The organism is Streptomyces pactum (genome assembly GCF_016031615.1).
GTDB classification, from domain to species: Bacteria; Actinomycetota; Actinomycetes; order Streptomycetales; family Streptomycetaceae; genus Streptomyces; species Streptomyces pactus.
On record NZ_JACYXC010000001.1, the window covers coordinates 3388911 to 3411069 of the forward strand.

Annotated in this window: 12 protein-coding genes, 1 tRNA gene and 1 pseudogene; 11 read left to right on the forward strand and 3 right to left on the reverse strand. The window is 76.5% G+C overall.

Annotated elements, in window-relative coordinates; all coding sequences use genetic code 11:
* Nucleotides 1-154 precede the first annotated feature (154 nt).
* From IHE55_RS13385 to topA, 3 genes are all read left to right on the forward strand, one after another.
* Nucleotides 155-1777 (forward strand): DUF7059 domain-containing protein, encoded by a 1623-nt coding sequence (locus tag IHE55_RS13385; RefSeq protein ID WP_307826644.1) that lies wholly within the window; start codon nt 155-157, stop codon nt 1775-1777.
* 235 nt (nt 1778-2012) lie between these two features.
* Nucleotides 2013-2210 (forward strand): hypothetical protein, encoded by a 198-nt coding sequence (locus tag IHE55_RS13390; protein WP_197989240.1) that lies wholly within the window; start codon nt 2013-2015, stop codon nt 2208-2210.
* A 593-nt stretch (nt 2211-2803) separates the two neighbouring features.
* Nucleotides 2804-5689 (forward strand): type I DNA topoisomerase, encoded by a 2886-nt coding sequence (topA, locus tag IHE55_RS13395; RefSeq protein WP_197989241.1) that lies wholly within the window; start codon nt 2804-2806, stop codon nt 5687-5689.
* Nucleotides 5690-5968: 279 nt separating this feature from the next.
* Here the strand turns inward: topA and IHE55_RS13400 are convergent, their stop codons facing one another.
* A complete protein-coding gene (locus IHE55_RS13400) occupies nt 5969-6295 on the reverse strand; it encodes a rhodanese-like domain-containing protein (protein WP_197989242.1) in 327 nt (108 codons plus the stop codon).
* 43 nt (nt 6296-6338) lie between these two features.
* Between IHE55_RS13400 and IHE55_RS13405 the strand changes: the two genes are divergently transcribed.
* The 6 genes from IHE55_RS13405 to IHE55_RS13430 all read left to right on the forward strand — a co-directional run bounded on the left by IHE55_RS13405 (nt 6339) and on the right by IHE55_RS13430 (nt 16170).
* Nucleotides 6339-6953 (forward strand): TetR/AcrR family transcriptional regulator, encoded by a 615-nt coding sequence (locus tag IHE55_RS13405; RefSeq protein WP_197989243.1) that lies wholly within the window; start codon nt 6339-6341, stop codon nt 6951-6953.
* A gap of 444 nt (nt 6954-7397) precedes the next feature.
* Entirely contained in the window at nt 7398-11144 is a 3747-nt protein-coding gene (gene tmk / locus IHE55_RS13410; protein ID WP_197989244.1) for a dTMP kinase, read from the forward strand.
* A gap of 464 nt (nt 11145-11608) precedes the next feature.
* Complete coding sequence (locus IHE55_RS13415) at nt 11609-12865, forward strand: DNA polymerase III subunit delta' (RefSeq protein WP_197989245.1); 1257 nt, start codon at nt 11609-11611, stop codon at nt 12863-12865.
* A gap of 490 nt (nt 12866-13355) precedes the next feature.
* Nucleotides 13356-14900: an alpha/beta hydrolase gene (locus IHE55_RS13420; RefSeq protein WP_197989246.1), complete on the forward strand. Its 1545-nt coding sequence runs from the start codon at nt 13356-13358 to the stop codon at nt 14898-14900.
* Nucleotides 14901-15130: 230 nt separating this feature from the next.
* Nucleotides 15131-15204: transfer RNA gene (locus tag IHE55_RS13425), tRNA-Thr, on the forward strand.
* A 171-nt stretch (nt 15205-15375) separates the two neighbouring features.
* Nucleotides 15376-16170: a VOC family protein gene (locus tag IHE55_RS13430; RefSeq protein WP_197989247.1), complete on the forward strand. Its 795-nt coding sequence runs from the start codon at nt 15376-15378 to the stop codon at nt 16168-16170.
* Between the two features lie 282 nt (nt 16171-16452).
* Here IHE55_RS13430 and IHE55_RS13435 read toward each other — a convergent pair whose 3' ends face one another.
* Together IHE55_RS13435 and IHE55_RS33110 are read right to left on the reverse strand one after the other, a co-directional pair.
* Nucleotides 16453-17934, reverse strand: a complete 1482-nt coding sequence (locus tag IHE55_RS13435) for a PP2C family protein-serine/threonine phosphatase (RefSeq protein WP_307826645.1) — start codon at nt 17932-17934, stop codon at nt 16453-16455.
* Between the two features lie 550 nt (nt 17935-18484).
* Nucleotides 18485-18856: pseudogene (locus IHE55_RS33110) on the reverse strand (PAS domain-containing protein); the annotation flags it as partial.
* A gap of 338 nt (nt 18857-19194) precedes the next feature.
* Here IHE55_RS33110 and IHE55_RS13445 point away from each other — a divergent pair.
* Nucleotides 19195-20952: an ATP-binding SpoIIE family protein phosphatase gene (locus IHE55_RS13445; RefSeq protein WP_197989248.1), complete on the forward strand. Its 1758-nt coding sequence runs from the start codon at nt 19195-19197 to the stop codon at nt 20950-20952.
* Nucleotides 20953-21407: 455 nt separating this feature from the next.
* Nucleotides 21408-21920, forward strand: a complete 513-nt coding sequence (locus IHE55_RS13450) for a methylated-DNA--[protein]-cysteine S-methyltransferase (protein ID WP_197989249.1) — start codon at nt 21408-21410, stop codon at nt 21918-21920.
* Nucleotides 21921-22159 lie beyond the last annotated feature (239 nt).

Sequence of the window (22159 nt, forward strand, 5' to 3'; positions counted from 1 at the left end):
GGTGGGGCCGTCGGCGCCGTCGATGCCGTCCGGCGCCCGCCCGCGACCGGTGCCGCGCACCCGGTGCGCCGGTGTCCCGCACGCCGCCCGCACGCCCCGGCGGGCCCGGTCCGCCGGGGCGTCGGCGGCCACCGGCAGCCGCGACAATGGAGCGGTGAGTACGCACCCGCAGACCGCCCTGCCCCTCGCGGACCCCGCCCGGACCGCCCGTCTCCGCGCCGCGCTGCTGGCCGCCGGATTCACCGCCGACGGCCTCCTCGACCTGCTCGGTGCGCCCGCCTACGCGGCGCTCGCCCGCGGCGAGACCGTGCCGGCCGAGCGCGCCACCCGGCAGGACGGGCCGCTGGCGACCCTGGTGCGGCTGTTCCTGCTCCAGCGGCCGGTGCCGTACCGGCAGGCGGACGCGGTGCTCCCGCTCGCCGAGTGCCTGGCGGACGGCTGGCTGGTCGGGGACGGCGGCACCGGGGAGGGCCCGGCCGAGCAGGTCCGCGCGGTCGTGGACATCCGCCCGTACGGCGGGCCGGAGGGCGAGGACTGGTGGATCGTCTCCGACCTCGGCTGCGCCGTCGGCGGGGCCAACGGGGCCGCCGCCGCGCGCGGGGTGGACCGCTCGCGGCTGGTCCTCGGCGTGGGCGGGGCCTCCACCACGCTCGCCGGGGTCACCGTCCGGAAGCCGGCGGGCAAGGCCCTGGACCTGGGTACCGGCTCCGGCATCCAGGCGCTGCACGCGACCCGGCACGCCACCCGGGTCACCGCCACCGACGTCAATCCGCGCGCCCTGGAGTTCACCCGGCTCACCCTGGCGCTGTCCGGGGCCCCCGAGGCCGATCTGCGGCAGGGCTCGCTCTTCGAGCCGGTCGCGGGGGAGACCTTCGACCTCATCGTCTCCAACCCCCCGTTCGTGATCTCCCCGGCCCGGTCGGCCCCGGCCGGACCGGACACCGACGGACCGGACACCGACGGCACGGACGCGGACGCCTCGCCGTTCGGCCGGCTGGTGTACCGGGACGGCGGGCTGGGCGGGGACGCGCTGTGCCGGACGCTGGTCCGCGAGTCCGCCGCCCACCTCAACGACGGCGGCTGGTGCCAGCTGCTCGCCAACTGGGAACACGTGGCCGGCGAGGACTGGCGGGACCGGCTGCGGTCCTGGGTGCCGGACGGCTGCGACGCCTGGATCGTGCAGCGCGAGGTCCAGGACGTCACCCAGTACGCCGAGCTGTGGCTGCGGGACGCCGGTGACCACCTCGGCGACCCGGCACGCTACGCCGCCCGGTACGACGCCTGGCTGGAGGAGTTCCGGTCCCGGGGGACCACGGCCGTCGGCTTCGGCTGGATCACGCTCCGCAAAACCGGTGCCGCCCGGCCCTCGGTGGTCGTCGAGGAGTGGCCGCACCCGGTCGAACAGCCCCTCGGAGCGGTGATCGCGGACCACTTCGACCGGCAGGACTACCTGCGGGAGCACGACGACGCCGCCCTGCTGGGCGCGCGGTTCCGACTGGCCGACGAGGTGGTGCAGGAGCAGATCGGGCTGCCCGGCGCGGAGGACCCGGAGCACGTGGTGCTGCGGCAGAACCGCGGGATGCGGCGGGCCACCGAGGTGGACACGGTGGGCGCGGGCTTCGCCGGGGTGTGCGACGGGTCGCTCAGCGCCGGACGCATCCTGGACGCCATCGCCCAGCTCCTCGGGGAGGACCCGGTCCTGCTGCGCGACCGCACCCCGGAGGCCATCCGGCTGCTGGTGGAGCAGGGCTTCCTGGTGCCGGTCGGGGACGAGTAGCGGGGCGCGGGCCACGGCCCGGCCCCGGGGCGCGGGACGCCCGGGCCGTGGTGCCGCGGGCCAGCGGCCCCGGCGGAGCGGGTGGGACGACGGGACCGCAGGGACACGTAGGGCCGAAGGGGCAGGAGGACCTGGTGGGGCAAGAGGGGCCGGTGGGGCGTTTCCGGCCATGTCCGACGCGCGGTGTTCACCGGGGGTTCGTCCCGCCGATCCCCCCGGGTGGCACGCTGCCCCCATGGAGAGCGGACCTGCGATCTTCGCCGCGGTGGTATTCGCCCTGTTCGGCACCGGACTGCTGCTGTGGACGGCGGTCCGCGCCGGCCGGCGCCTGCCGGTGGCGGCCGGCGCCCATCCCGTCATCGGGCCGGCGCTGTCCACGTTCTTCGGCGCCGTCGCGCTGGCCGGTGCCGTCTGGTGCCTGGCCCACGTCTGACCGGACCGGCCGGCCCCCGTGACCGGTACGGGCCCCTCCGTTCCGTACCGTTCCGTACCGTCACCGCGCCCGGCCCGCCACGTACCCCCGCCCGGTACGGTCACCACGCACCGGACCCGGCCCCCGCGGTGGCCCGCACGCGCGGCCCGGCCCCGCCGCCGGCCGCGGATCCGGCCCGCACACGCTTCGGCGGGAACGGTTCGGACGACGGGTGCGTCACATCCGCCGGCCCCCTCCCCGTTCCGCCGCGGGCGCCGCCGGCGCGGTGCCCGCCCGTCCGGTACGGCCCCCGCGCCGGCCCGTCCCGCCCGCCGGACACCGGGGTCCGCCGGGCGGCCGGGCGGTGTCCGGGGCGGCGCCCAGGGGTACCCGGCGGGGGTGCCGGAGCGCGGGTTGCGGAGATGTCCGAGAAGGCCGTGCACCGGTCCAGGCGGCAGACAGGCCGCTTGTCGGGTTACCGTTCGAGTGGCGTTGTGGGCTTTTTCCGTTTGACACGGGGGCGGGATGTACCGTCACACTCCGCAGCGTCACCGTAATGACACGGAGCCGTAGAGGTCCCGTTCACCGAGCGCCGACCGGAGAGAAGAGCGAAGTTGTCCCCGACCCGCGAGACCGCACAGGGCGGCCGCCGACTCGTCATCGTCGAGTCGCCTGCCAAGGCGAAGACGATCAAGGGCTACCTCGGCCCGGGTTACGTCGTCGAGGCCAGCGTCGGGCACATCCGCGACCTGCCGAACGGCGCCGCCGAGGTGCCCGAGAAGTACACCGGCGAGGTGCGCCGGCTGGGCGTGGACGTCGAGCACGACTTCCAGCCCATCTATGTCGTCAACGCCGACAAGAAGAGCCAGGTCAAGAAGCTCAAGGAGCTGCTGGCCGACTCCGACGAACTCTTCCTGGCCACCGATGAGGACCGGGAGGGCGAGGCCATCGCCTGGCACCTGCAGCAGGTGCTCAAGCCCAAGGTCCCGGTGCGCCGGATGGTCTTCCACGAGATCACCAAGGACGCGATCCAGGCGGCGGTCGCCAACCCGCGCGAGCTGAACCAGCGGCTGGTGGACGCCCAGGAGACCCGCCGCATCCTCGACCGCCTCTACGGCTACGAGGTCTCCCCGGTGCTGTGGAAGAAGGTCATGCCGCGGCTGTCCGCAGGCCGGGTGCAGTCGGTGGCCACCCGCCTGGTGGTCGAGCGCGAGCGGGACCGGATCGCCTTCCGCTCCGCCGAGTACTGGGACCTGACCGGCACCTTCTCCCCCGGCCCCGGCTCCGCCGGGGAGCCGGCGGCCTTCGGTGCCCGGCTGGTCACGGTGGACGGCCGCCGGGTCGCCCAGGGCCGCGACTTCGGCCCGGACGGCCGGCTGCGCACCGACACCCTCCAGCTGGACGAGGCGGCCGCCCGCGCGCTGGCCGGGGCGCTGGCCGACACCCGGTTCGCGGTGCGTTCGGTGGAGTCCAAGCCGTACCGCCGCTCCCCGTACGCGCCGTTCCGCACCACCACCCTCCAGCAGGAGGCGTCGCGGAAGCTCGGGTTCGGTGCCAAGGCGACCATGCAGGTGGCGCAGAAGCTGTACGAGAACGGCTTCATCACCTATATGCGTACCGACTCCACCACGCTGTCGGAGACCGCGGTCGCGGCGGCCCGCGCGCAGGTCACCCAGCTCTACGGGGCCGAGTACCTGCCGGACAAGCCGCGCACCTACGCGGGCAAGGTGAAGAACGCCCAGGAGGCGCACGAGGCGATCCGCCCCTCCGGGGACCGCTTCCGCACGCCGGCGGAGACCGGGCTCACCGGTGACCAGTTCCGGCTGTACGAGCTGATCTGGAAGCGGACCGTCGCCTCCCAGATGAAGGACGCGGTCGGCAACTCGGTGACCGTGCGGATCGGCGGCACCGCGAGCGACGGCCGGGACGCCGAGTTCTCCGCGTCCGGCAAGACCATCACCTTCCACGGCTTCATGAAGGCGTACGTGGAGGGGGCCGACGACCCCAACGCGGAGCTGGACGACCGCGAGCGGCGGCTGCCGCAGGTCGCCGAGGGCGACGCGCTGACCGCCGAGGAGATCACCGCCGACGGCCACGCCACCAAGCCGCCGGCCCGCTACACCGAGGCGTCGCTGGTCAAGGAGCTGGAGGAGCGGGAGATCGGGCGCCCCTCGACGTACGCCTCGATCATCGGCACCATCCTCGACCGCGGCTACGTGTTCAAGAAGGGCACCGCGCTCGTCCCGTCGTTCCTCAGCTTCGCGGTGGTCAACCTGCTGGAGAAGCACTTCGGACGGCTGGTGGACTACGACTTCACCGCCAAGATGGAGGACGACCTCGACCGCATCGCGCGGGGCGAGGCGCAGGCCGTGCCGTGGCTCAAGCGCTTCTACTTCGGCGAGGGCGAGGGCCGGGAGACCGGTGGCGGTGCCGCCGACGCGGGCAACAGCGACGGCGACCACCTGGGCGGCCTGAAGGAGCTGGTCACCGACCTGGGCGCGATCGACGCCCGGGAGGTCTCCTCCTTCCCGGTCGGCAACGGCATCGTGCTGCGGGTCGGCCGCTACGGCCCGTACATCGAGAAGCCCGGTGAGGGCGAGGACGGCGCCGGCCGCCGCGCGGACGTCCCCGCCGACCTGCCGCCGGACGAGCTGAGCGTGGAGTACGCCGAGGAGCTGCTGGCCAAGCCGAGCGGCGACTTCGAGCTGGGCACCGACCCGGAGACCGGCCGGACGATCGTCGCCAAGGACGGCCGGTACGGCCCGTACGTCACCGAGGTGCTCCCCGAGGGCACCCCGAAGACCGGCAAGAACGCGGTGAAGCCGCGGACCGCCTCGCTGTTCAAGTCGATGTCCCTGGACACCGTGACCCTTCAGGACGCGCTGCGGCTGATGTCGCTGCCGCGCGTGGTGGGCAAGGACCCGGAGGGCGTGGAGATCACCGCCCAGAACGGCCGCTACGGCCCGTACCTGAAGCGGGGCACCGACTCGCGGTCGCTGGAGTCCGAGGACCAGCTGTTCACCATCACGCTCGACGAGGCGCTGGCGATCTACGCCCAACCCAAGCAGCGGGGCCGGGCCGCGGCCAAGCCGCCGCTGAAGGAGCTGGGCACCGACCCGGTGAGCGAGCGCCCGGTGGTCGTCAAGGACGGCCGCTTCGGGCCGTACGTCACCGACGGCGAGACCAACGCGACGCTGCGGACCGGCGACAGCGTCGAGACGATCACGCCGGAGCGCGGTTACGAGCTGCTGGCGGAGAAGCGCGCCAAGGCCCCGGCCAAGAAGACGGCGAAGAAGGCGGCGGCCAAGAAGACCACCACCGCCAAGAAGACGGCCGCGAAGAAGACGACCACGGCGAAGAAGACCGCGGCCAAGAAGACGACGACCGCGAAGACGGCGGCCAAGAAGACCACGACGGCGAAGAAGACGGCGGCGAAGAAGGCCACCGCCGCGGCCGGCGCGGAGCCGGCCGCCGCCCCGCGGGCCGCGTCGGACGAGTGATCCGCCGCAGAAGCCCCGCCCGCCGGGAGAAGTGACCGGGCGGGCGGGGCTTCTGTGGTTGTGCGGTGCTCCCCCGTCGGTCCGGTTTCCGACCGGCCCCGGGACCTCACGGGGCCGGGGTCGGATGGGTCCGGAACCGAACCGCCGCATGCCGCCGGTGCGCCCCGCCCGGCTCCCGTGCCGGCGCGGGCCCTACCCCCCGGCACGCAGCGGGCGGTCCGCCGCGCCCGGGAGGGCGAAGATCCAGGGGTCGCGTCCTCGCCCGGAGGGGGCGGGAGGTCAGACCGCTTCGGTGGGCAGGCCGGCCTCGACCCAGTCCTGGATGCCCTCGCGGTACTTGCGGACATTGGTGTAGCCGAGGGCGGTGAGCCGGTCGGCGACCTGGCCGCTGTTGGGGCACGCCGGGTTGGAGCAGTAGGTGACGATCGCGGCGTCGCGGTCGGGGAGCACGGTGGACGCCCGGGCGTCGACCTCGGCCGGAACCAGAGCCAGGGCCCCGGGCAGGTGCTGCTGGGCGTAGTACTCGCCGCCGAGCGTGTCGACGACGGTCACCTCGCCGTTCCTGATCGCTGCCACGAGTTCGTCGCGGGTGATGAGCGCGGTCATGCCACTACCTCCATGGAAAACGGAAACGGACTACAGTCCTGTTATGGCTCACGACAGTAACGGACCGCGGTCCGATTCGGCAACGCCGCTGGAACTGCTGCGCACCCCGCCGCCCAAGGAGCGGGCGGACGCGGCCCGGAACCGCGCGGCGGTGCTGGAGGCGGCCGCCCGGCTGTTCGCCGAACACGGCGTCGAGGCGGTGTCCATGGAGCAGGTGGCCGCGGCCGCGGGCGTCGGCAAGGGCACCTTGTTCCGCCGGTTCGGCGACAAGTCGGGGCTGGCCGCCGCACTGCTGGACGCCCGGGAGCGCGTGCTCCAGGAGGCGGTCATGCACGGGCCGCCCCCGCTCGGCCCCGGGGCCCCGGCCGACGAGCGCCTGGCCGCGTTCCTCGACGCCTACTTCGACTATCTGCTGGAGCACCTGGCGCTGGTCCGGATGTCCGAGACCGCCACCCCCGGCGCCCGGTACCGGATCGGGGCCTACCGGTTCTGGCACCGCCATGTGGCGATCCTGCTCGCCACCGCACCCGACCCCGACCAGGCCGCACACGCGCTGCTCGCCCCCCTGGCGGCCGATCACGTCGCCGCACTCCTGCCGGAGCTCGGCGAGGAGCGCATGCGCGCCGGCCTGCTCCGGCTCGCCCGGTCCGCGATGTGACGGTGCCGCCCGGGCAGGCCGGGCCCGGCCTGCCCGTTTCCGGTGGCCCGCCCGGCCGCGCGTGTTCCCGGTGCCGGGGCCGGGCGCGGCCGCCCCGGGTCCGCACCGGTCCGCGCCCCGGCCGCACCGGGAGAGCCCGGCCCCGTCGCCGTACCGCACACCCGGGCCCCCGGCCCGGCCGGGCGGGCCCCCGGCCCGGCCGGGCGGGCCCCCGGCCCGGCCGGGCGGGCTCCCCGCGCCCGCGCCCGTACCGCGCGCCTCCGTACCGCGCCTCCGTGCCCGCCGCCGTACCGCGCCTCCCACCCTCGCCCGTACCGCGCCTCCGTGCCCGGACGCACCCCGCCCGGGGCCCGGCCCGGGCACGCCCGGGCGCGGTCACACCGCACCGGCCAGGTGTTCGGGTGTGGGCCGCGTGAATTCACCCGATCCGGATAGGCTGGCGGGATGACGCGAGCCGAGCAGCCGACGGACGTGACCCCCACATCCGGTGCCCTAGCCGCGGACTCCCGCGAGCGTGCCGTACGCACCCTGCTGCGCCACCCCCCGCTGCGGAGACTGAGCGGCGCGCACCTGGCGAGCGGGGCCGCGGACGCGCTGTCGGTGCTGGTCCTGATGCTGCTCTCGCTCCAGGCGGCGGCCGCCGAGGGGTCCTTCGGCGGCGGCTACCGGGGGGCGGCCTTCGCGGTGGCGGCGCTGCTGGGGGCGCGGCTGCTGGCCACCGTGCTGTTCGGCGCGGCGCTGCTCGGCCCGGTCTCCGCGCTGGTCGGCCCGTCCGGCCCGCTGGACCGCCGGTGGACCATGGTGGGGGCCGACGGGGTACGGCTCGCGCTGCTCGTCGTCGCCCCGCTGTGGATCGACTGGACGCCCGGGGACGCGCTCGCCTGGCTGCTCATCACCGCCTTCGTGGCCGGTGTCGCCGAACGCGTGTGGACCGTCGCCAAGGACGACGCGGCGCCCGCGATGCTGCCCGCGCCGCCCCCCGAGGGCGCCGCGGTCCGGCCGCTGCCGGACCACCTCGACGCGCTGCGCCGGCTCTCGCTGCGCATCACCTTCGTCACCCTGCCGATCGCCGCCGCGGTGCTGCTCGTCGCGACCCTGATCGGCAATATCCTCGGCTCCGCCGTCGACTGGTTCCACGAGCACCAGGCCGCGCTCGGCTCGTACGCCGCGGCCGGGCTGTTCGCCGCGTCCGTGTCGGTGCTGGTGGTGCTGGAGCTGCCGGCCGCCCGGACGCCGCGCGCCCGCTCGCCGCTGGAGGGGCTGCGCCGCCCGCGCACCGCCACCGGCCCGGAGAAGGGGCGTACCGGCGCGGTGCCGCACCTGGTGCTCGCCTCCGCGGCGATCGCGGGCGCGATCGCCGCGGCCGTCGGGGTGGCCGCGCTGCAGGCCGCGGACCTGGGCGGCGGGCCGGTCGCCTTCTCTTTGCTGGTGCTGGCGCTCGGCGGCGGCCCGGTGGTGGGCATCCGCACCGCGCCGAAGATCCTTCCCGGCCTCTCCCGGCGGCGGCTGCTCGCACTGGCCATCGCGCTGACCGGCCTGGCGCTGCTCGCGGCCGGGCTGGTGCACGACGCCACCACGGTGCTGCTGATCGTGACCGCGGCCGGGGTGTCGGCGGGCGTCGCCGCGCGGATCGGCCACGCGCTGCTGGACCAGGAGACCGAGGAGTCCCGGCAGGGCCGCCTCACCGAGCACCTGCACGCGGTGGTCCGGGTCTTCGTCGCGCTGGGCGCCGTCGCGGCCCCGCTGCTGGCCGGCGCCATCGGCCCGCACCGGCTGGTCAGCGGCGACTTCGTCTTCGCGCACGGCGGGGCGGCGTTCACCCTGATGCTGGTCGGCGCGCTGCTGCTGCCGGTCGCGGCGCTGATCCTGGGCAAGACGGACGACCGGCAGGGGGTGCCGCTCAGGCGCGACCTGCGCGAGGCGCTGCGCGGCGCCGACGCGGTGGAGGCGCCCGCGCCCACCGGTTTCTTCATCGCGCTGGAGGGCGGCGACGGGGCCGGCAAGTCCACGCAGGTGGAGGCGCTGGCGGAGTGGATCCGGGGCAAGGGCCACGAGGTCGTCGTCACCCGCGAACCCGGCGCCACCGCGCTCGGCAAGCGGCTCCGCTCGATCCTGCTCGACGTCTCCTCGGCCGGGATCTCGCACCGCGCGGAGGCCCTGCTGTACGCGGCCGACCGCGCCGAACACGTCGCCTCGGTGATCCGCCCCGCGCTGGAGCGCGGCGCGGTGGTCATCTCCGACCGCTACATCGACTCCTCGGTCGCCTACCAGGGTGCGGGCCGCGACCTGGCCCCCACCGAGATCGCCCGGATCTCCCGCTGGGCCACCGACGGCCTGGTGCCCCACCTGACCGTGCTGCTCGACGTCTCCCCGGAGGCCGCGCGGGAGCGGTTCACCGAGGCGCCGGACCGGCTGGAGTCGGAGCCCGCCGAGTTCCACCAGCGGGTACGGGCCGGCTTCCTGGCCCTGGCCGCCGCCGCGCCGGGCCGCTACCTGGTGGTGGACGCCGGCCAGCTGCCGGAGGCCGTCACCACCGCGGTGCGGCACCGGCTCGACCGGATGCTGCCGCTGTCCGAGGCCGAGGTGAAGGCCCGGGAGGAGGCGCGGAAGGCCGCCGAGGAGGAGGCCCGCCGCCGCGCCGAGGAGGAGGCCGCGCGGAAGGCCGAGGAGGAGCGGCTGGAGCGCGAGCGCCAGGAGGCCCTGGCCCGGGCGCGCGCCGAGGAGGAGGAGCGCAAGCGCCGCGAGCTGGAGGAGGCACGGCAGCGCGAGGCCGAGCGGCAGGCCGAGGAGGCCCGGCTCCGTGCCGAGGACGCCCGCCGCCGCGCCGAGGAGGAGCGCCGGCGGATAGAGGCCGAGGACCGCGCCCGCGCCCTGGAGGAGGAGCGGCGCCGCGCCGAGGCCGAGCGGCAGGCCGAGGAGGCCCGCCGGCGTGCCGAGGCGGAGGCCCGCGCCCGGGCGCTGGAGGAGGAACGGCTCCGCCGGGAGGCCGAGGAGCAGGCCCGGCGCCGCGCGGAGGCGGAGGCGCTGCGGCTGGAGAAGCAGCGCGAGGCGGAGGAGGCCCTGCGCCGGGCGGAGCAGGCGCGCCGGGCCGCGGCGGAAGCGCGGGCGGCGGAGGGTGCGGGCGGTGGCACCGGTGGTGCCGCCGGGCAGGCTTCCGCCGGGCACGCCTCGGACGGTGTCGAGCGCGGTGCCGGGTCCGGTGACGGACGGAAGGACACCGCCTCCGGCGGCTCCGGGCGGAAGGACCCCGGCGGCTCCGGCCGCAAGGGCGCCGCGCGGGGCGGTACGGACCGGGCGCGGGACGCGGGCTCCGGCGGCGCCGCGCGGGCCGCGGCGGGCGGCGCCCCCGACGAGGCACCCACCGTGGAGACGCCGCTGGTCCCGCCGCCCCCGTCGGAGGCGCCCACGGTGGAGACCCCGGCCGTGGCCGGGCCGCGGGACACCGCACCGGAGACGGACGGCGCGCGGGACGGCGGCTTCCCCGGTGACGACGCCCCCACGGTCGAGACGCCGATGGTCCGCCAGGAGCCGGGCACGGCGGCCGGCGGTACCGGGCAGGAGGACGGTGGCCGCGCACCGGGTGCCGGTGGCCCCTCGGGTGCCGGTGGCTCCGGCGCGGCCGACGACACCACCGTGCTGCCGCGGGTGCGCCCCGGCGCGCGGGACCCGCGGGTCGCCGGCCCGTCCGGGGAGGTCGCGGGCGCGCGGGACGCGGGCGTGGAGGACACCACCGTGCTCCGCCCGGTACGGGACGACCGCGGTCCGCGCGGGACCGGCACCTCGGAGGCGCCGGCCGACCGCGGCCCGCGCGCGGTCGGGGACCCGGACGCCGAGGAGACCCGGCAGCTGCCGCAGCCCCCGGCCGCGCGGCCGGAGGACGAGACCACGGTGATGCCGTCCGTGCCGCACCTGGCGCCGGACCGGCCCGCCGACCCCGCGGACCGGGTGCCGCCGTGGCTGTTCCGTCCCGAGGAGCCCGCGAACGGCGCCGGGGGCGGGTCGCCGGACAACGACCGGACCCGGGAACTCCCGCAGGTGGGGCAGGCCGAGGGCGAGTCCCGGCACGGTGCCTCCGGCCGGCGCCGCCCGGAGTGGGCCGAGAGGACACCGATGGACGACCTGCCCTCGCTCGCGGACGAACTCCTCGGCCCGTACGAGGGCGACGACGGGGACGACCGCCGCCGCCGCTGAGCGGACACATGCGGGCCGGGCCCGCCGCCGGCCCCTACCCGTGCCGGCGGCGGGCCCGGCGCGGGTGGGGGCCGGCGGGCGCGGTGCCGTTGCCGGCCGATCGGCGAGGCTGAGGGCGGCCCGATGCCGGACGATCGGCGGGGCGAGGGCAGCTCGATGCCGGCGGCCCGGCGCGGGCGGTCGGGCGCCGCACCCGGTCCGGCGCGGGCGGTCCGGCGGCGGCGGACCCGACCGACAACCGCGGCCCGACCGACGACCACAGCCCCGCCCGGACAACCGCGGCCCGACCGACGACCACAGCCCCGCCCGGACAACCACAGCACGACCGACGACGGCGGTGGCCGGGACGGACCGGCGGACGCCGCCACCGGGCCGCCACCCGGGCGGCGGCGTCCGCTGTCGGCGCGGTGCCCCACAATGGGTGCTGGCGAGAAACGTCGTGCTGGTGGTGCTGGAGGCGGACGATGGCGGTGTGGGACGACCTGGTCGGACAGGACCGGGTGGAGGACCAGCTGACCGCTGCCGCCCGCGACGCGGACGCCCTGGTCACCGCGGCGTCGGCGGCCGCCGGGGCGCCCCGCGGCCCGGAGGCGGACACGCCCGGCGCACCCCGGGAGGAGCCCGGCGGGTCCCGGATGACCCACGCCTGGCTCTTCACCGGCCCGCCGGGGTCCGGGCGGGCCACCGCCGCCCGTGCCTTCGCCGCCGCGCTGCAGTGCGTCAGCCCGGACCGGGCGCTCGGCGGCGCCCCCGGCTGCGGGTTCTGCGACGGCTGCCACACGGCTCTGATCGGCACCCACGCCGATGTGGAGATCGTCCGCACCGACCTGCTCAGCATCGGTGTGAAGGAGACCCGCGAGCTGGTGCGCCGCGCCCAGCTCTCCCCGGCGGGCGGGCGCTGGCAGGTGATCGTGCTGGAGGATGCCGACCGGCTGACCGAGGGTGCGGCGAACGTGCTGCTCAAGGCGGTGGAGGAGCCGGCCCCGCGCACCGTGTGGCTGCTCTGCGCACCGTCCCTGGAGGACGTGCTGCCGACGATCCGGTCCCGCTGCCGGCACCTGACCCTGCGGACCCCGCCGGTGGACGCCGTCGCCGAGCTGCTCGTCCGGCGGGACGGGATCGAACCGGAACTGGCCGCCTCGGTGGCCCGGGCCACCCAGGGCCACATCGCACGCGCCCGCCGGCTCGCCACCGACGAGCGGGCGCGTGCCCGCCGCGCCGCGGTGCTGAAGCTGCCGCTGCGCGTCGACGACGTCGGTGGCTGCCTCAAGGCGGCGCAGGAGCTGGTCGACGCCGCGGCGGAGGACGCCAAGCAGGTCGCCGAGGAGGTGGACACCAAGGAGACCGAGGAGCTGCGCGCCGCCCTGGGCGCGGCGTCGGGCACCGGCGGGCGGCTGCCGCGCGGGACCGCCGGGGCGATGAAGGAGCTGCAGGACCGGCAGAAGCGGCGGGCCACCCGTACCCAGCGGGACAGCCTCGACCTGGCGCTCACCGACCTCACCGCCTTCTACCGTGATGTGCTGGCGCTGCAGCTGGGCTCCCGGGTGGCCATCGCCAACACCGACGTCCGGGACGCGCTGGAGCGGGTCGCCGCGGGGTCCCGCCCGGAGCGGACGCTGCGCCGCATCGAGGCGGTGGCGGCCTGCCGCGAGGCCCTGGACCGGAACGTGGCACCGCTGCTCGCCGTGGAGGCGATGACGATGGCGCTGCGCGCGGGCTGACCGGCGAAGCGTCGGCCGACCGGCGGATTCCACCCCGCGGAAACGTCCGGGGGGCGGGTCCACGCGGGGCGGGCCCCCTCACCCGTACGAGTCGGTCCGCCGAGCCCCGCCCCACCCCGCGTGGTGATCCGGTTACGCTCCGGCACAGTGACCTCGCTGTCCGCCAGGACCAGGACCGAAGGGCGCCCGTCGATGAGGACCAGCCTGTGGAAGAGCCCGGGGCCCCGTGCGCGGAGGAGCCCCCAGGGCCACCCGGCCGGCGCCGCGCGCGCGGTGCCCGCGGTGGTGCCCGCGCCCCCTCCCCGGCCCCCCGGCCGTTCCGCCCGCGGCCACCGCCCGCCCCCCGGCGGCCGTCCCCGGCCTCCCGGAACCGGACGGTGCACGGCACGCGGACGGCACCCGGCGCCCCCGGGGCGCCGGTGGCGCCGGTGGCGCGGAGATCCGGCCGCGGGCCCGGGACCGTCGCGCCACCGCCGGCCCCGGGGGCCGCATGCCGCGCCGGACCGGCGCGGTGCTGGCCGCCGCCGTGCTGCTGGCGCTCTCCGGTTGCGAGTCCGGCGGCCCGGACTCCTCCGCCGACCGCTCCCGCACCGATCGCCCCCGCGCCGACCGGGCCGCGCCCACCGGCCCCCTCAAGCGCTACTACGAGCAGCGGCTCCGCTGGCGGGACTGCGGCGGCACCGGGTTCGAGTGCGCCACCCTCACGGCGCCGCTGGACTACGCCGAGCCCTCCGCGGCGACCGACCTGAAGCTGGCGGTCTCCCGGAAGAAGGCCACCGGCCCCGGGGAGCGGCTCGGTTCGCTGCTGGTCAACCCCGGCGGGCCGGGCGGCTCGGCGATCGGGTACCTGCAGGGGTACGCCGGGGTCGGCTACCCGGCACCGGTCCGGGCCCGGTACGACATGGTCGCCATGGACCCGCGCGGGGTGGCGGCGAGCGAACCGGTGGAGTGCCTGACCGACCGGGAGATGGACGCCTTCACCCGGACCGACCAGACCCCCGACGACCCGGCCGAGGTGGACCGCCTGGTCGCCGCCCACAAGTCCTTCGCGGCCGGGTGCGAACGGCGCAGCGGGGCGATCCTCGGCCATGTCTCCACCGTCGAGGCGGCCCGGGACATGGACCTGCTGCGGGCGGTGCTCGGCGACGACCGGCTCAGCTATGTCGGCGCCTCGTACGGCACCTTCCTCGGCGCCACCTACGCCGATCTCTTCCCCGGCCGGGTGGGGCGCCTGGTGCTGGACGGCGCGCTCGACCCGACCCGCACCGCCGCACAGGTCAACCGGGACCAGACGGCGGGCTTCCAGACCGCGTTCACCGCGTTCGCCCAGGACTGCGCGGGCCGGGACGACTGCCCGCTCGGCGGGGGCGGTCCGGCGCGGGCGGCAGAGCGGCTCACGGCCTTCTTCGACCGGCTGGACCGGGCGCCGGTGCCCACCGACGACGGCGGCCGGAAGCTGGGCGAGTCGCTGGCCACCACCGGGGTGCTCGCCGCCATGTACGACGAGAGTTCCTGGGCCCAGCTGCGGTCCGCGCTGGGCGCCGCGATGCGAGGGGACGGCACCGCCCTGCTGCAGCTCGCCGACCTCTACTACGAGCGGCAGGACGGCGAGTACGCCAACCTGATGTACGCCAACCCCGCGGTCAACTGCCTGGACCTGCCCCCGGCGTTCCGCGGGCCGGACGAGGTGCGGAAGGCCCTGCCCGCGTTCCGGAAGGCGTCCCCGGCCTTCGGTGAGGGCCTGGCCTGGTCGTCCCTCAACTGTGCCTACTGGCCGGTCCCGCCGACCGGCGCCCCCCGTGCGCTCCGTGCGAAGGGGGCCGCGCCGATCCTGGTGGTGGGCACCACCCGTGACCCGGCCACCCCGTACCGCTGGGCGCGGGCACTGGCCCGGCAGCTCGACTCCGGCCGGCTCCTGACCTACGACGGCGACGGGCACACCGCGTACGGACGGGGCAGCGACTGCGTCGACACCGCGATCAACACCTACCTCCTGGAAGGAACGCCCCCGCCCGACGCCAAGCGCTGCACCTGACCCGCACCGGCCGCGGCCTCGGCGGTGCCCCGGGCCGGGGCCGGCGCACCCCGCCCTCCCGGTGCGCCGGGCCGACGCGCACCCCGTACCGGCCGGGCCGGGTCGGGCGGGTACCGGGCCGGCCCGCCGGTGACCTGCGGCGATACCCCGGCCCCCGGGGCGTGCGGAGGGCATCGGGAAACTGTGTAGACTGGTCACGCTGCGGCTGCCGGTATGGCTGTACGCAGCATGCCGCCTTAGCTCAGTCGGCCAGAGCGACGCACTCGTAATGCGTAGGTCAAGGGTTCGATTCCCTTAGGCGGCTCCCTCGAAGGGCCAGGTCACTTCTCCGACCTGGCCTTTTCGCATGCCCGGTACGGCCGTTCCCCGGGCCCCGGCCGGCCCGGCCCGTCCGGGGGCGGCGCGAGGGGCGGTTGTCGGTGGTGGGTGCCACGCTGAAGGGGACAGGGACTTCCGCGCGGCGAAGGGAATCACCATGATCACCACCAACTTCGTGCAGGGCTCGCCCTGTTGGCTCGACCTCGGGGCCCCGGACATCGACGCGGCGGCACGGTTCTACGGCGCCGCGCTCGGCTGGGAGTTCCGGTCCTTCGGGTCGGAGGCGGGCGGCTACGGCGTGTTCCAGCAGGACGGCAGAACCGTCGCGGCGGTCGGTCGGCTCACCGAGGAGGGTGCCCGTCCGGCCTGGACGATCTACTTCAGCACCCCGGACGCGGACGCCGCCGCGCGCACCGTGGAGGGGGCCGGCGGCACGGTGCGGGTGGCGCCCGCCGAGGTCGGCGAGGAGGGGCGGCTGGCCCAGTTCACCGACCCGCAGGGCGGGCAGTTCGCGGTCTGGCAGCCGGGGAAGACCGAGGGCCTGGACCAGGTGGACGCCGCCGGCAGCCTCTGCTGGGTCGAGCTGTACACCACCGACGTGGCGGCCGCCCGGGAGTTCTACGGGAGGCTCTTCGGCTGGCGGACGGACGGCATGGAGCTGCCCGGTGGCGGTGGCACGTACTGGCTGATCACCCCGTCGGGCCTGGGCGAGGACCGGATGCACGGCGGCATGATGCAGCTCCCGGCGGAGCACCTGGCGCCGACCGGCGGAAAGCCGTACTGGCACCCGGTGTTCGCGGTGGAGGACTGCGACGCCGCGGTGGAGCGGATCACCGGCAACGGCGGCTCGGTGCGCATGGGCCCGGAGGACGCCGAGGGCGTCGGGCGGCTGGCGGTCTGCGTCGATCCGGCGGGGGCGGACTTCGTGGTGCTGCGTCCGGCGGAGGCCTGACGGCCCGGGACCGGTGACCTCGCGGCGCGGCAAGCGCGGCGAGGGCCGGGACCGGGGGTTGCGGGTACGGGTTCGGGGCCCGACGGGGGCCGGGAGTTGCAGTGCCCGCTCGGGGGCCGAGTCGCGGCGGGGGGCCGGGGTGCGTATGCCGCGGGTGGCCGGGACGGCTAAGGGGGACGTGACGGGGGCCGCGCGGTGGGAGAGCCCGCGGCGCGGGTGCCGCCTCGTGGTGACGGCTGCGGTGGGGTGACAGACGGCCGGGGGTGGCGGGGACGGGTGTGGTCAGGTGGCTTCCGAGGCGGGGGTGCGCAGGGCCAGGACGGCGACGTCGTCCTCGTTCTCGGCCGGCCGGACGGTCCGGACGAGCGCGTCGCAGAAGTCGTCCAGCGGGCGCCGTACCAGCGTGGCCGCGTGCCGGCCCAGTTCGGCGAGACCGTCGGTCACCGCGGTCCGGGGGGACTCGATCAGCCCGTCGGTGTAGAACAGCACGGTGCTCTGCGAGGGGAGCGGGGTGGTGGCGTCCCCCCGGGGCACCACCATCCCGGTGCCGACCAGGGTGCCGAGCGCCTGGTCCAGGAAGCGGATCCGCCCGTCGTAGTCCACCAGCAGCGGCGGCGGGTGCCCGGCGTTGGTCCAGTGCAGCTGCCAGCGGCCGGGGCCCTCCCGGGTCAGCCGGGCGAACAGCACGCTGGCCATGGTCGCCTCGCCGATGTTGGTCAGCGCGTGGTCCAGTTTGGCGACGATCCGGCTGGGCGGGTCGTTGGTGTCCCAGGCGAAGGCGCGGAGCATGTTCCGGGCCTGCGACATGTTCGCGGCCGCCTGCAGGTCGTGACCCATCACATCGCCCACGACCAGCGCCAGCGCCCCGTCGGGGAGGGTGAACGCGTCGTACCAGTCGCCCCCCACCTGGGAGGAGTGCGGGGCGGGCAGGTAGCGGGCGGCCATCTCCAGGTCCCGGAGCTTCGGCAGCGGCGGGAGGAGGTGCCGCTGCATGGTCTCGGCGACCTGCTGCTGCCGTTCGTAGAGCCGGGCGTTCTCCACCGCCAGCCCGGCCCGGCGCGCCATGTCGTCCACCAGGGCCAGGTCGGAGGGCTGGTACGGGGCGGGCTGGTCCGACCGGCCCAGGGTCAGCGCGCCCAGGACCCGCTGCCGGCGCCCGCGCAGCGGCGCCAGGATCGCCGAGTGCATGCCGGTCTCCCGGAACAGTTCGATCTGCTTGGCGGCGAGCCCCGAGTCCGGCGGCTCGGTGTAGTCCTCCGGACGGACCAACCGGGGCGGGGCACCCCGCAGCACCCGGGACAGCGGGGTGCCGGAGGCCTCCGGCACCGGCGGCAGCGGCCCTTCGAAGTCCTCCCGGCGGCTCACCCCGCCGCCGGGTTCGTGGTGCACCACCGCGACCCGGCGCACCTCGGAGCGCTCCCCGATCAGATCGATCACCGCCCAGTCGGCCAACCGGGGGACCACCAGGCCGACCAGCCGCCGCAGCGCCTCGTCGAGGTTGAGCGTGGAGGTGAGCACGGTGGTGACCTCGGCGAGCAGCGCCAGCCGGTCGGCGAGCCCGGGGCCCGGCGCCGGACCGGCGGCGGGCTCGGCGGCCGGGTCGGGCGAGGTGGACGGGGTGGACGGGCCGGTGCGCCCGGGGTCCGCCGGTGGGGCGGACGGGGCCGGGGTGGGGGACGGGTCGCCCGGGGCGGGTGACGGGCCGGCGGCCGGCGCCCCGGGCCCGGGCGCGGGGGACGCCCACGGTGGGGCGGGCGGCGGCACGATGCGGGGCTCGGGCGGGGGGTTCGGGCGACGGGCCGGCGGGACCGGCCGGGGGTTCGGGTGGTGGCTCGGACGGTGCCCCGGTCGGTGGCTCGGGCGGAGGGCCGGGCGGTGGCGCGTCCGGCTCGTCGGGGCCGGCCGCTCCGGGCCCAGGGGCGTCTCCGGTCCCCGGTCCGTACGCGGCGGGGGGTGCGGTACCGGGACCCGGGACGGTGAGGGGCACGCCGTCCGGGGCCGGGCTGGCCGGCCCCGTGGCTCCCGTGGCCTCAGGGCCCTCGGCGGCGGGACCTGCGGCCCCGGCGCCCGCGGCCGACGTCTCTCCCGCGCCCGCGTCGGCCGGACCCGCGGCATCGGCCCCCGCATCCCCCGCGCCCGTGGGACCGACGCCCGCGGCGGGAACCACGGGCCCGGCACCTGCGCCCGGTGTACCCCCGGCACCACCGGGCCCGGCGCCCGCGACCGGCGTACCCCCGGCACCCGCAGGTTCGGCGCCCGCGGGTTCGGCATCACCGGGTTCGGTGCTCGCGTCCGCCGCGGAGAACAGCACCATCGACCCCACCGAGCCGTCGTCGAAGCGGTACGGGGTGGCCAGCCAGCGCACGGGCAGCACCGTGCCGTCGCCCCGGGCGAACCACTCCGGCGCGCCCCAGGCGGTGTGCCGGCCGAGGAACGCCTGGAGCAGCGGGCACCGGGAGCGCTCCGCCGGGGTTCCGTCGGGCCGCCGGTGCAGCAGGTCGTGCGGGTCCCGGCCGAGGATCTCCGCGGCCGGCCGGGCCAGCAGGCGCTCCGCCCGGGGGCTGACGGCCACGACGGTGGCGTCCTCGTCCGCCACGTACACGCCCACGTCGAGGTGGGAGAGCACCCGGTGCAGCGGGGCGAGGCCGGCGCCCGTTCCCGTACCACCGCCGTTCCGGTCCGTCATCGCCCACTTCCTGGTCGCGGTCTCGCAAGGGGCCCGGGCGCCGCGGTACGCGGGTGATCCCGCTGGTCCGGCCCGGTTCCGCCGTTCCGGTCCGGTCTTCTTCCGATCCCGGTGGTTCGTTCTTTTGATCCTGGTGGTTCCTTGTCGCTCACCATCACGCGCATAATCCTCGGGAGTGTCGTTCTCCCACTTTCCGCTGTTCCCGCGCCTGCGGCGACCGCGACGGCTGCGGGGCGCATCCGGCCCCGGAGAGGGACACTGGTGGGGTCGGCTCTCATGGAGCGGGAAGGCGGTCTGGGTGCGTGGGAGGCAAGCGTTCGGCCGGAAGGCGCCGTCAGATGGTGTCGCCGGCCCGTGTGCGCCGGGGGCGGGCCGCTGACGGCCGGGCGATCGGTGTGCCGTCCGCCCAGCGAACCCTGATCTGGCTGAACGAGGCGAGCAGCCGCATCGGGACCTCGCTCGACCTCCAGCAGACGGCCCAGGAGTTCGCCGACTTCATGGTTCCGCGCTTCGCCGACGGCTGTGCGGTCGATCTGCTGGACTCGGTGCTCCGCGGCGAGGAGGGCGAGCGCGCCGCCACGGTGGCGCCCGCGCTGCGCGCGATGGCCGTCTCGGCGGTCGAGGAGATGAGCCAGCTGGAGCCGGATCCGGTGGGTGAGATCACCCAGTACGGGACGTCCATGGCGCTGGAGGTGGTGCTGGGCCGGCGCCCCCGGATGGTCACCCGGATACGCCCGGACGAGTACCACCTGGTGTCCTCCAACCCGAGCGCCGCGGAGAAGATGCGCCGGGCGGGCGTCCACAGCTACCTGGCGGTTCCGCTGCTGGCGCGCGGTGTGCTGCTGGGGGTGGCCGACTTCGTCCGCGGGCCGGACAGCCCGCCGTTCACCCGGACCGACATGGCCCTGGCGGTGCAGATCGCCTCGCGCGCCGCGGTCTTCGTGGACAACGCCCGCCTCTACGGGCGCGAGCGCCAGCACGTGGTGGCGTTGCAACGGGCGCTGCTGCCGCGCAGTGTGCCGCGGACGGTGCGGCTGGACGTGTCCACCTGCTACACGCCGGCCGCGGACCCCAGCGGGGTCGGCGGGGACTGGTTCGACGTGGTGCCGCTGCCGGGCGGCCGCACCGCGCTCATCGTCGGCGACGTGATGTCGCACGGGTTGCCGGCCGCGGCCACCATGGGCCGGCTGCGGGCCGTGGCCCGCACCCTGATGCAGCTGGACATCGCCCCGGACCGGGTGCTGGCCCGCCTCGACCTGGCCGCGCGGGACCTGGAGGAGGACCAGGTCGCGACGTTCCTGTGCGCCATCCACGACCCGGTGGACCGCTCGTACACGCTGGCCAGGGCCGGGCACATCCCCCCGCTGATGGTGGCCGAGGACGGCACCGTGCGGTATCTGGACGTGCCGGTGGGCGCGCCGGTGGGGGCCGGGGTCATCCCGTACGACGCGGTACGGGTGCCCGCACCGCCCGGCAGCCGGCTGGTGCTCTTCACCGACGGCCTGATCAAGTCGCGCGGGGGCGACATCGAGGCCGAGATGGGGAGGCTGCTGGACATCACCGCGGGCATGGCGGCGGACGGGCTGGACGCCGAGCGCCTGGCGGCGGCGAGCGACCCGGCCCGGCAGCGCTTCGACGAGACGGCGGTGGTCGTCGCCCGGAGCCTGCGGACCGACCCGGACGGGGAGTGGGACGTGGCCCAGTGGCCGCTGCCGCAGGACGGCCGGGCGGCGAGCCGGGCCCGCCAGCTGGCCCGGGAGCAGCTGGACCACTGGCGGCTGTCGGACGTGGCGGACGTGACCGAGCTGGTGGTCAGCGAACTGGTGGGGAACGCGCTGCGGTACGGACACGGGCCCGGCCACCTGCGGATGGTGCGGCGGCACCGGCTGCTGGTGGAGGTCTCCGACCACGGCCCGGACCTGCCGCAGATCCAGCACAGCACGGTCAGCGACGAGGGCGGCCGGGGGCTGCAGCTGGTCAACACGCTCTGCCGCCGCTGGGGGTCGTGCCGGATCTCCGGCGGCAAGGTGGTGTGGGCGGAGCAGGACATCGTGGGTTCGGAGCTGAGCCTGGACCAGCCGCTGGGCGCGGGCTGATCCGGCCCGGGCCCGGCGCCGGGCGGGCGGTCTCGCCGGCGGTCTTTCGGGCGGTCTGCCGGGCGGCCCTCGTCGGGCGGCCCTTGTCGGGGCGGGCGGTCTTTCCGGTGGAGGTTCCGGGCGGCCGGGGTGTTCCGGGATGCCTGTCCTGTTCCGCACAGAGGGCGGTACGGGCGGTCCGGGACCCGTTCCGCGCGGAGGGCGGTATTGGGTGGTCGGGGCGAATCCCGGACGTGCCCGACCTGTCCCGCGCCGATGAGGACACGGGCGATCGGGGCGGACCCGAAGTGCCTGACCCGTCCTGCGCCGGCGGAGGGCACGGGTCGCCGGCACCCCGCGCCGCGATGTCCGATTCCCGCCAGCGTCGGCGGCGGCGGTGCCGGAGAGTGGGAGGTGAACCGGACCACGGAAGCCGGCCGCGCCCCCGGACGTACGGCGGAGGAAAGAAGAGGAACATGACGGTCTACACGACGCTGGACAGCCCGGTCGGAGAGCTGCTGCTGGTCGGCGAGGAGTCGGCCACCGCCCCCGGCGGGACCGCGCTCGCCTCGCTGACCATGCCGGAACAGCGGGGCGGGGCCGTCGTCCGGGAGGGCTGGCGGCGGGACGAGGCGGCGTTCACCGAGATCGCCGGGCAGCTGCGGGCGTACTTCGCGGGGTCACTCACCCGTTTCGACATCGAGTTCACCGCCGACCGGGGGACCGACTTCCAGCGGCGGGTGTGGGCCGCGCTGGAGGAGATCCCGTACGGCACCACCACCAGTTACGGGCAGGTGGCCCGGCGGATCGGGGCGTCTCCGGCCGCGGTACGCGCCCTCGGCGCGGCGATCGGCGCCAACCCGCTGCTGCTGGTGCGGCCCTGCCACCGGGTGATCGGGGCGAACGGGTCACTCACCGGGTACGCGGCGGGGCTGGACCGCAAGCGGCTGCTGCTCAGCCACGAGGGCCTCACCCTCCCGGCCGCCTGAGCCGGCCGGGAAACGACCCGCCACCGCCACGCCCGCCGGGGCGCCGCCGCGACACCGGGACGTCACCGCGCCACCGCAACGCCGGGGCCGATGCCCTCCGCCACCGCGACGCCGGGGCGCCGCCGCAACCCGGGGCCGACACCGCCCGCCACCGCGACGCCGGAGCGTCTCCGTCCGCCACCGCCAGGCCGGGGCGCCCACCGTTCGTCACCGCCACCTCCGGCGATGCCGTTCACCAC

What these genes read in the sequence shown, in the direction of transcription:
- IHE55_RS13390 (WP_197989240.1), top strand. Translation starts at nt 2,013, where the DNA reads ATGGAGAGCGGACCTGCGATCTTCGCCGCGGTGGTATTCGCCCTGTTC.
- IHE55_RS13400 (WP_197989242.1), bottom strand. Translation starts at nt 6,295, where the DNA reads ATGACCGCGCTCATCACCCGCGACGAACTCGTGGCAGCGATCAGGAAC.
- IHE55_RS13405 (WP_197989243.1), top strand. Translation starts at nt 6,339, where the DNA reads ATGGCTCACGACAGTAACGGACCGCGGTCCGATTCGGCAACGCCGCTG.
- tmk (WP_197989244.1), top strand. Translation starts at nt 7,398, where the DNA reads ATGACGCGAGCCGAGCAGCCGACGGACGTGACCCCCACATCCGGTGCC.
- IHE55_RS13415 (WP_197989245.1), top strand. Translation starts at nt 11,609, where the DNA reads ATGGCGGTGTGGGACGACCTGGTCGGACAGGACCGGGTGGAGGACCAG.
- IHE55_RS13420 (WP_197989246.1), top strand. Translation starts at nt 13,356, where the DNA reads ATGCCGCGCCGGACCGGCGCGGTGCTGGCCGCCGCCGTGCTGCTGGCG.
- IHE55_RS13430 (WP_197989247.1), top strand. Translation starts at nt 15,376, where the DNA reads ATGATCACCACCAACTTCGTGCAGGGCTCGCCCTGTTGGCTCGACCTC.
- IHE55_RS13445 (WP_197989248.1), top strand. Translation starts at nt 19,195, where the DNA reads ATGGTGTCGCCGGCCCGTGTGCGCCGGGGGCGGGCCGCTGACGGCCGG.
- IHE55_RS13450 (WP_197989249.1), top strand. Translation starts at nt 21,408, where the DNA reads ATGACGGTCTACACGACGCTGGACAGCCCGGTCGGAGAGCTGCTGCTG.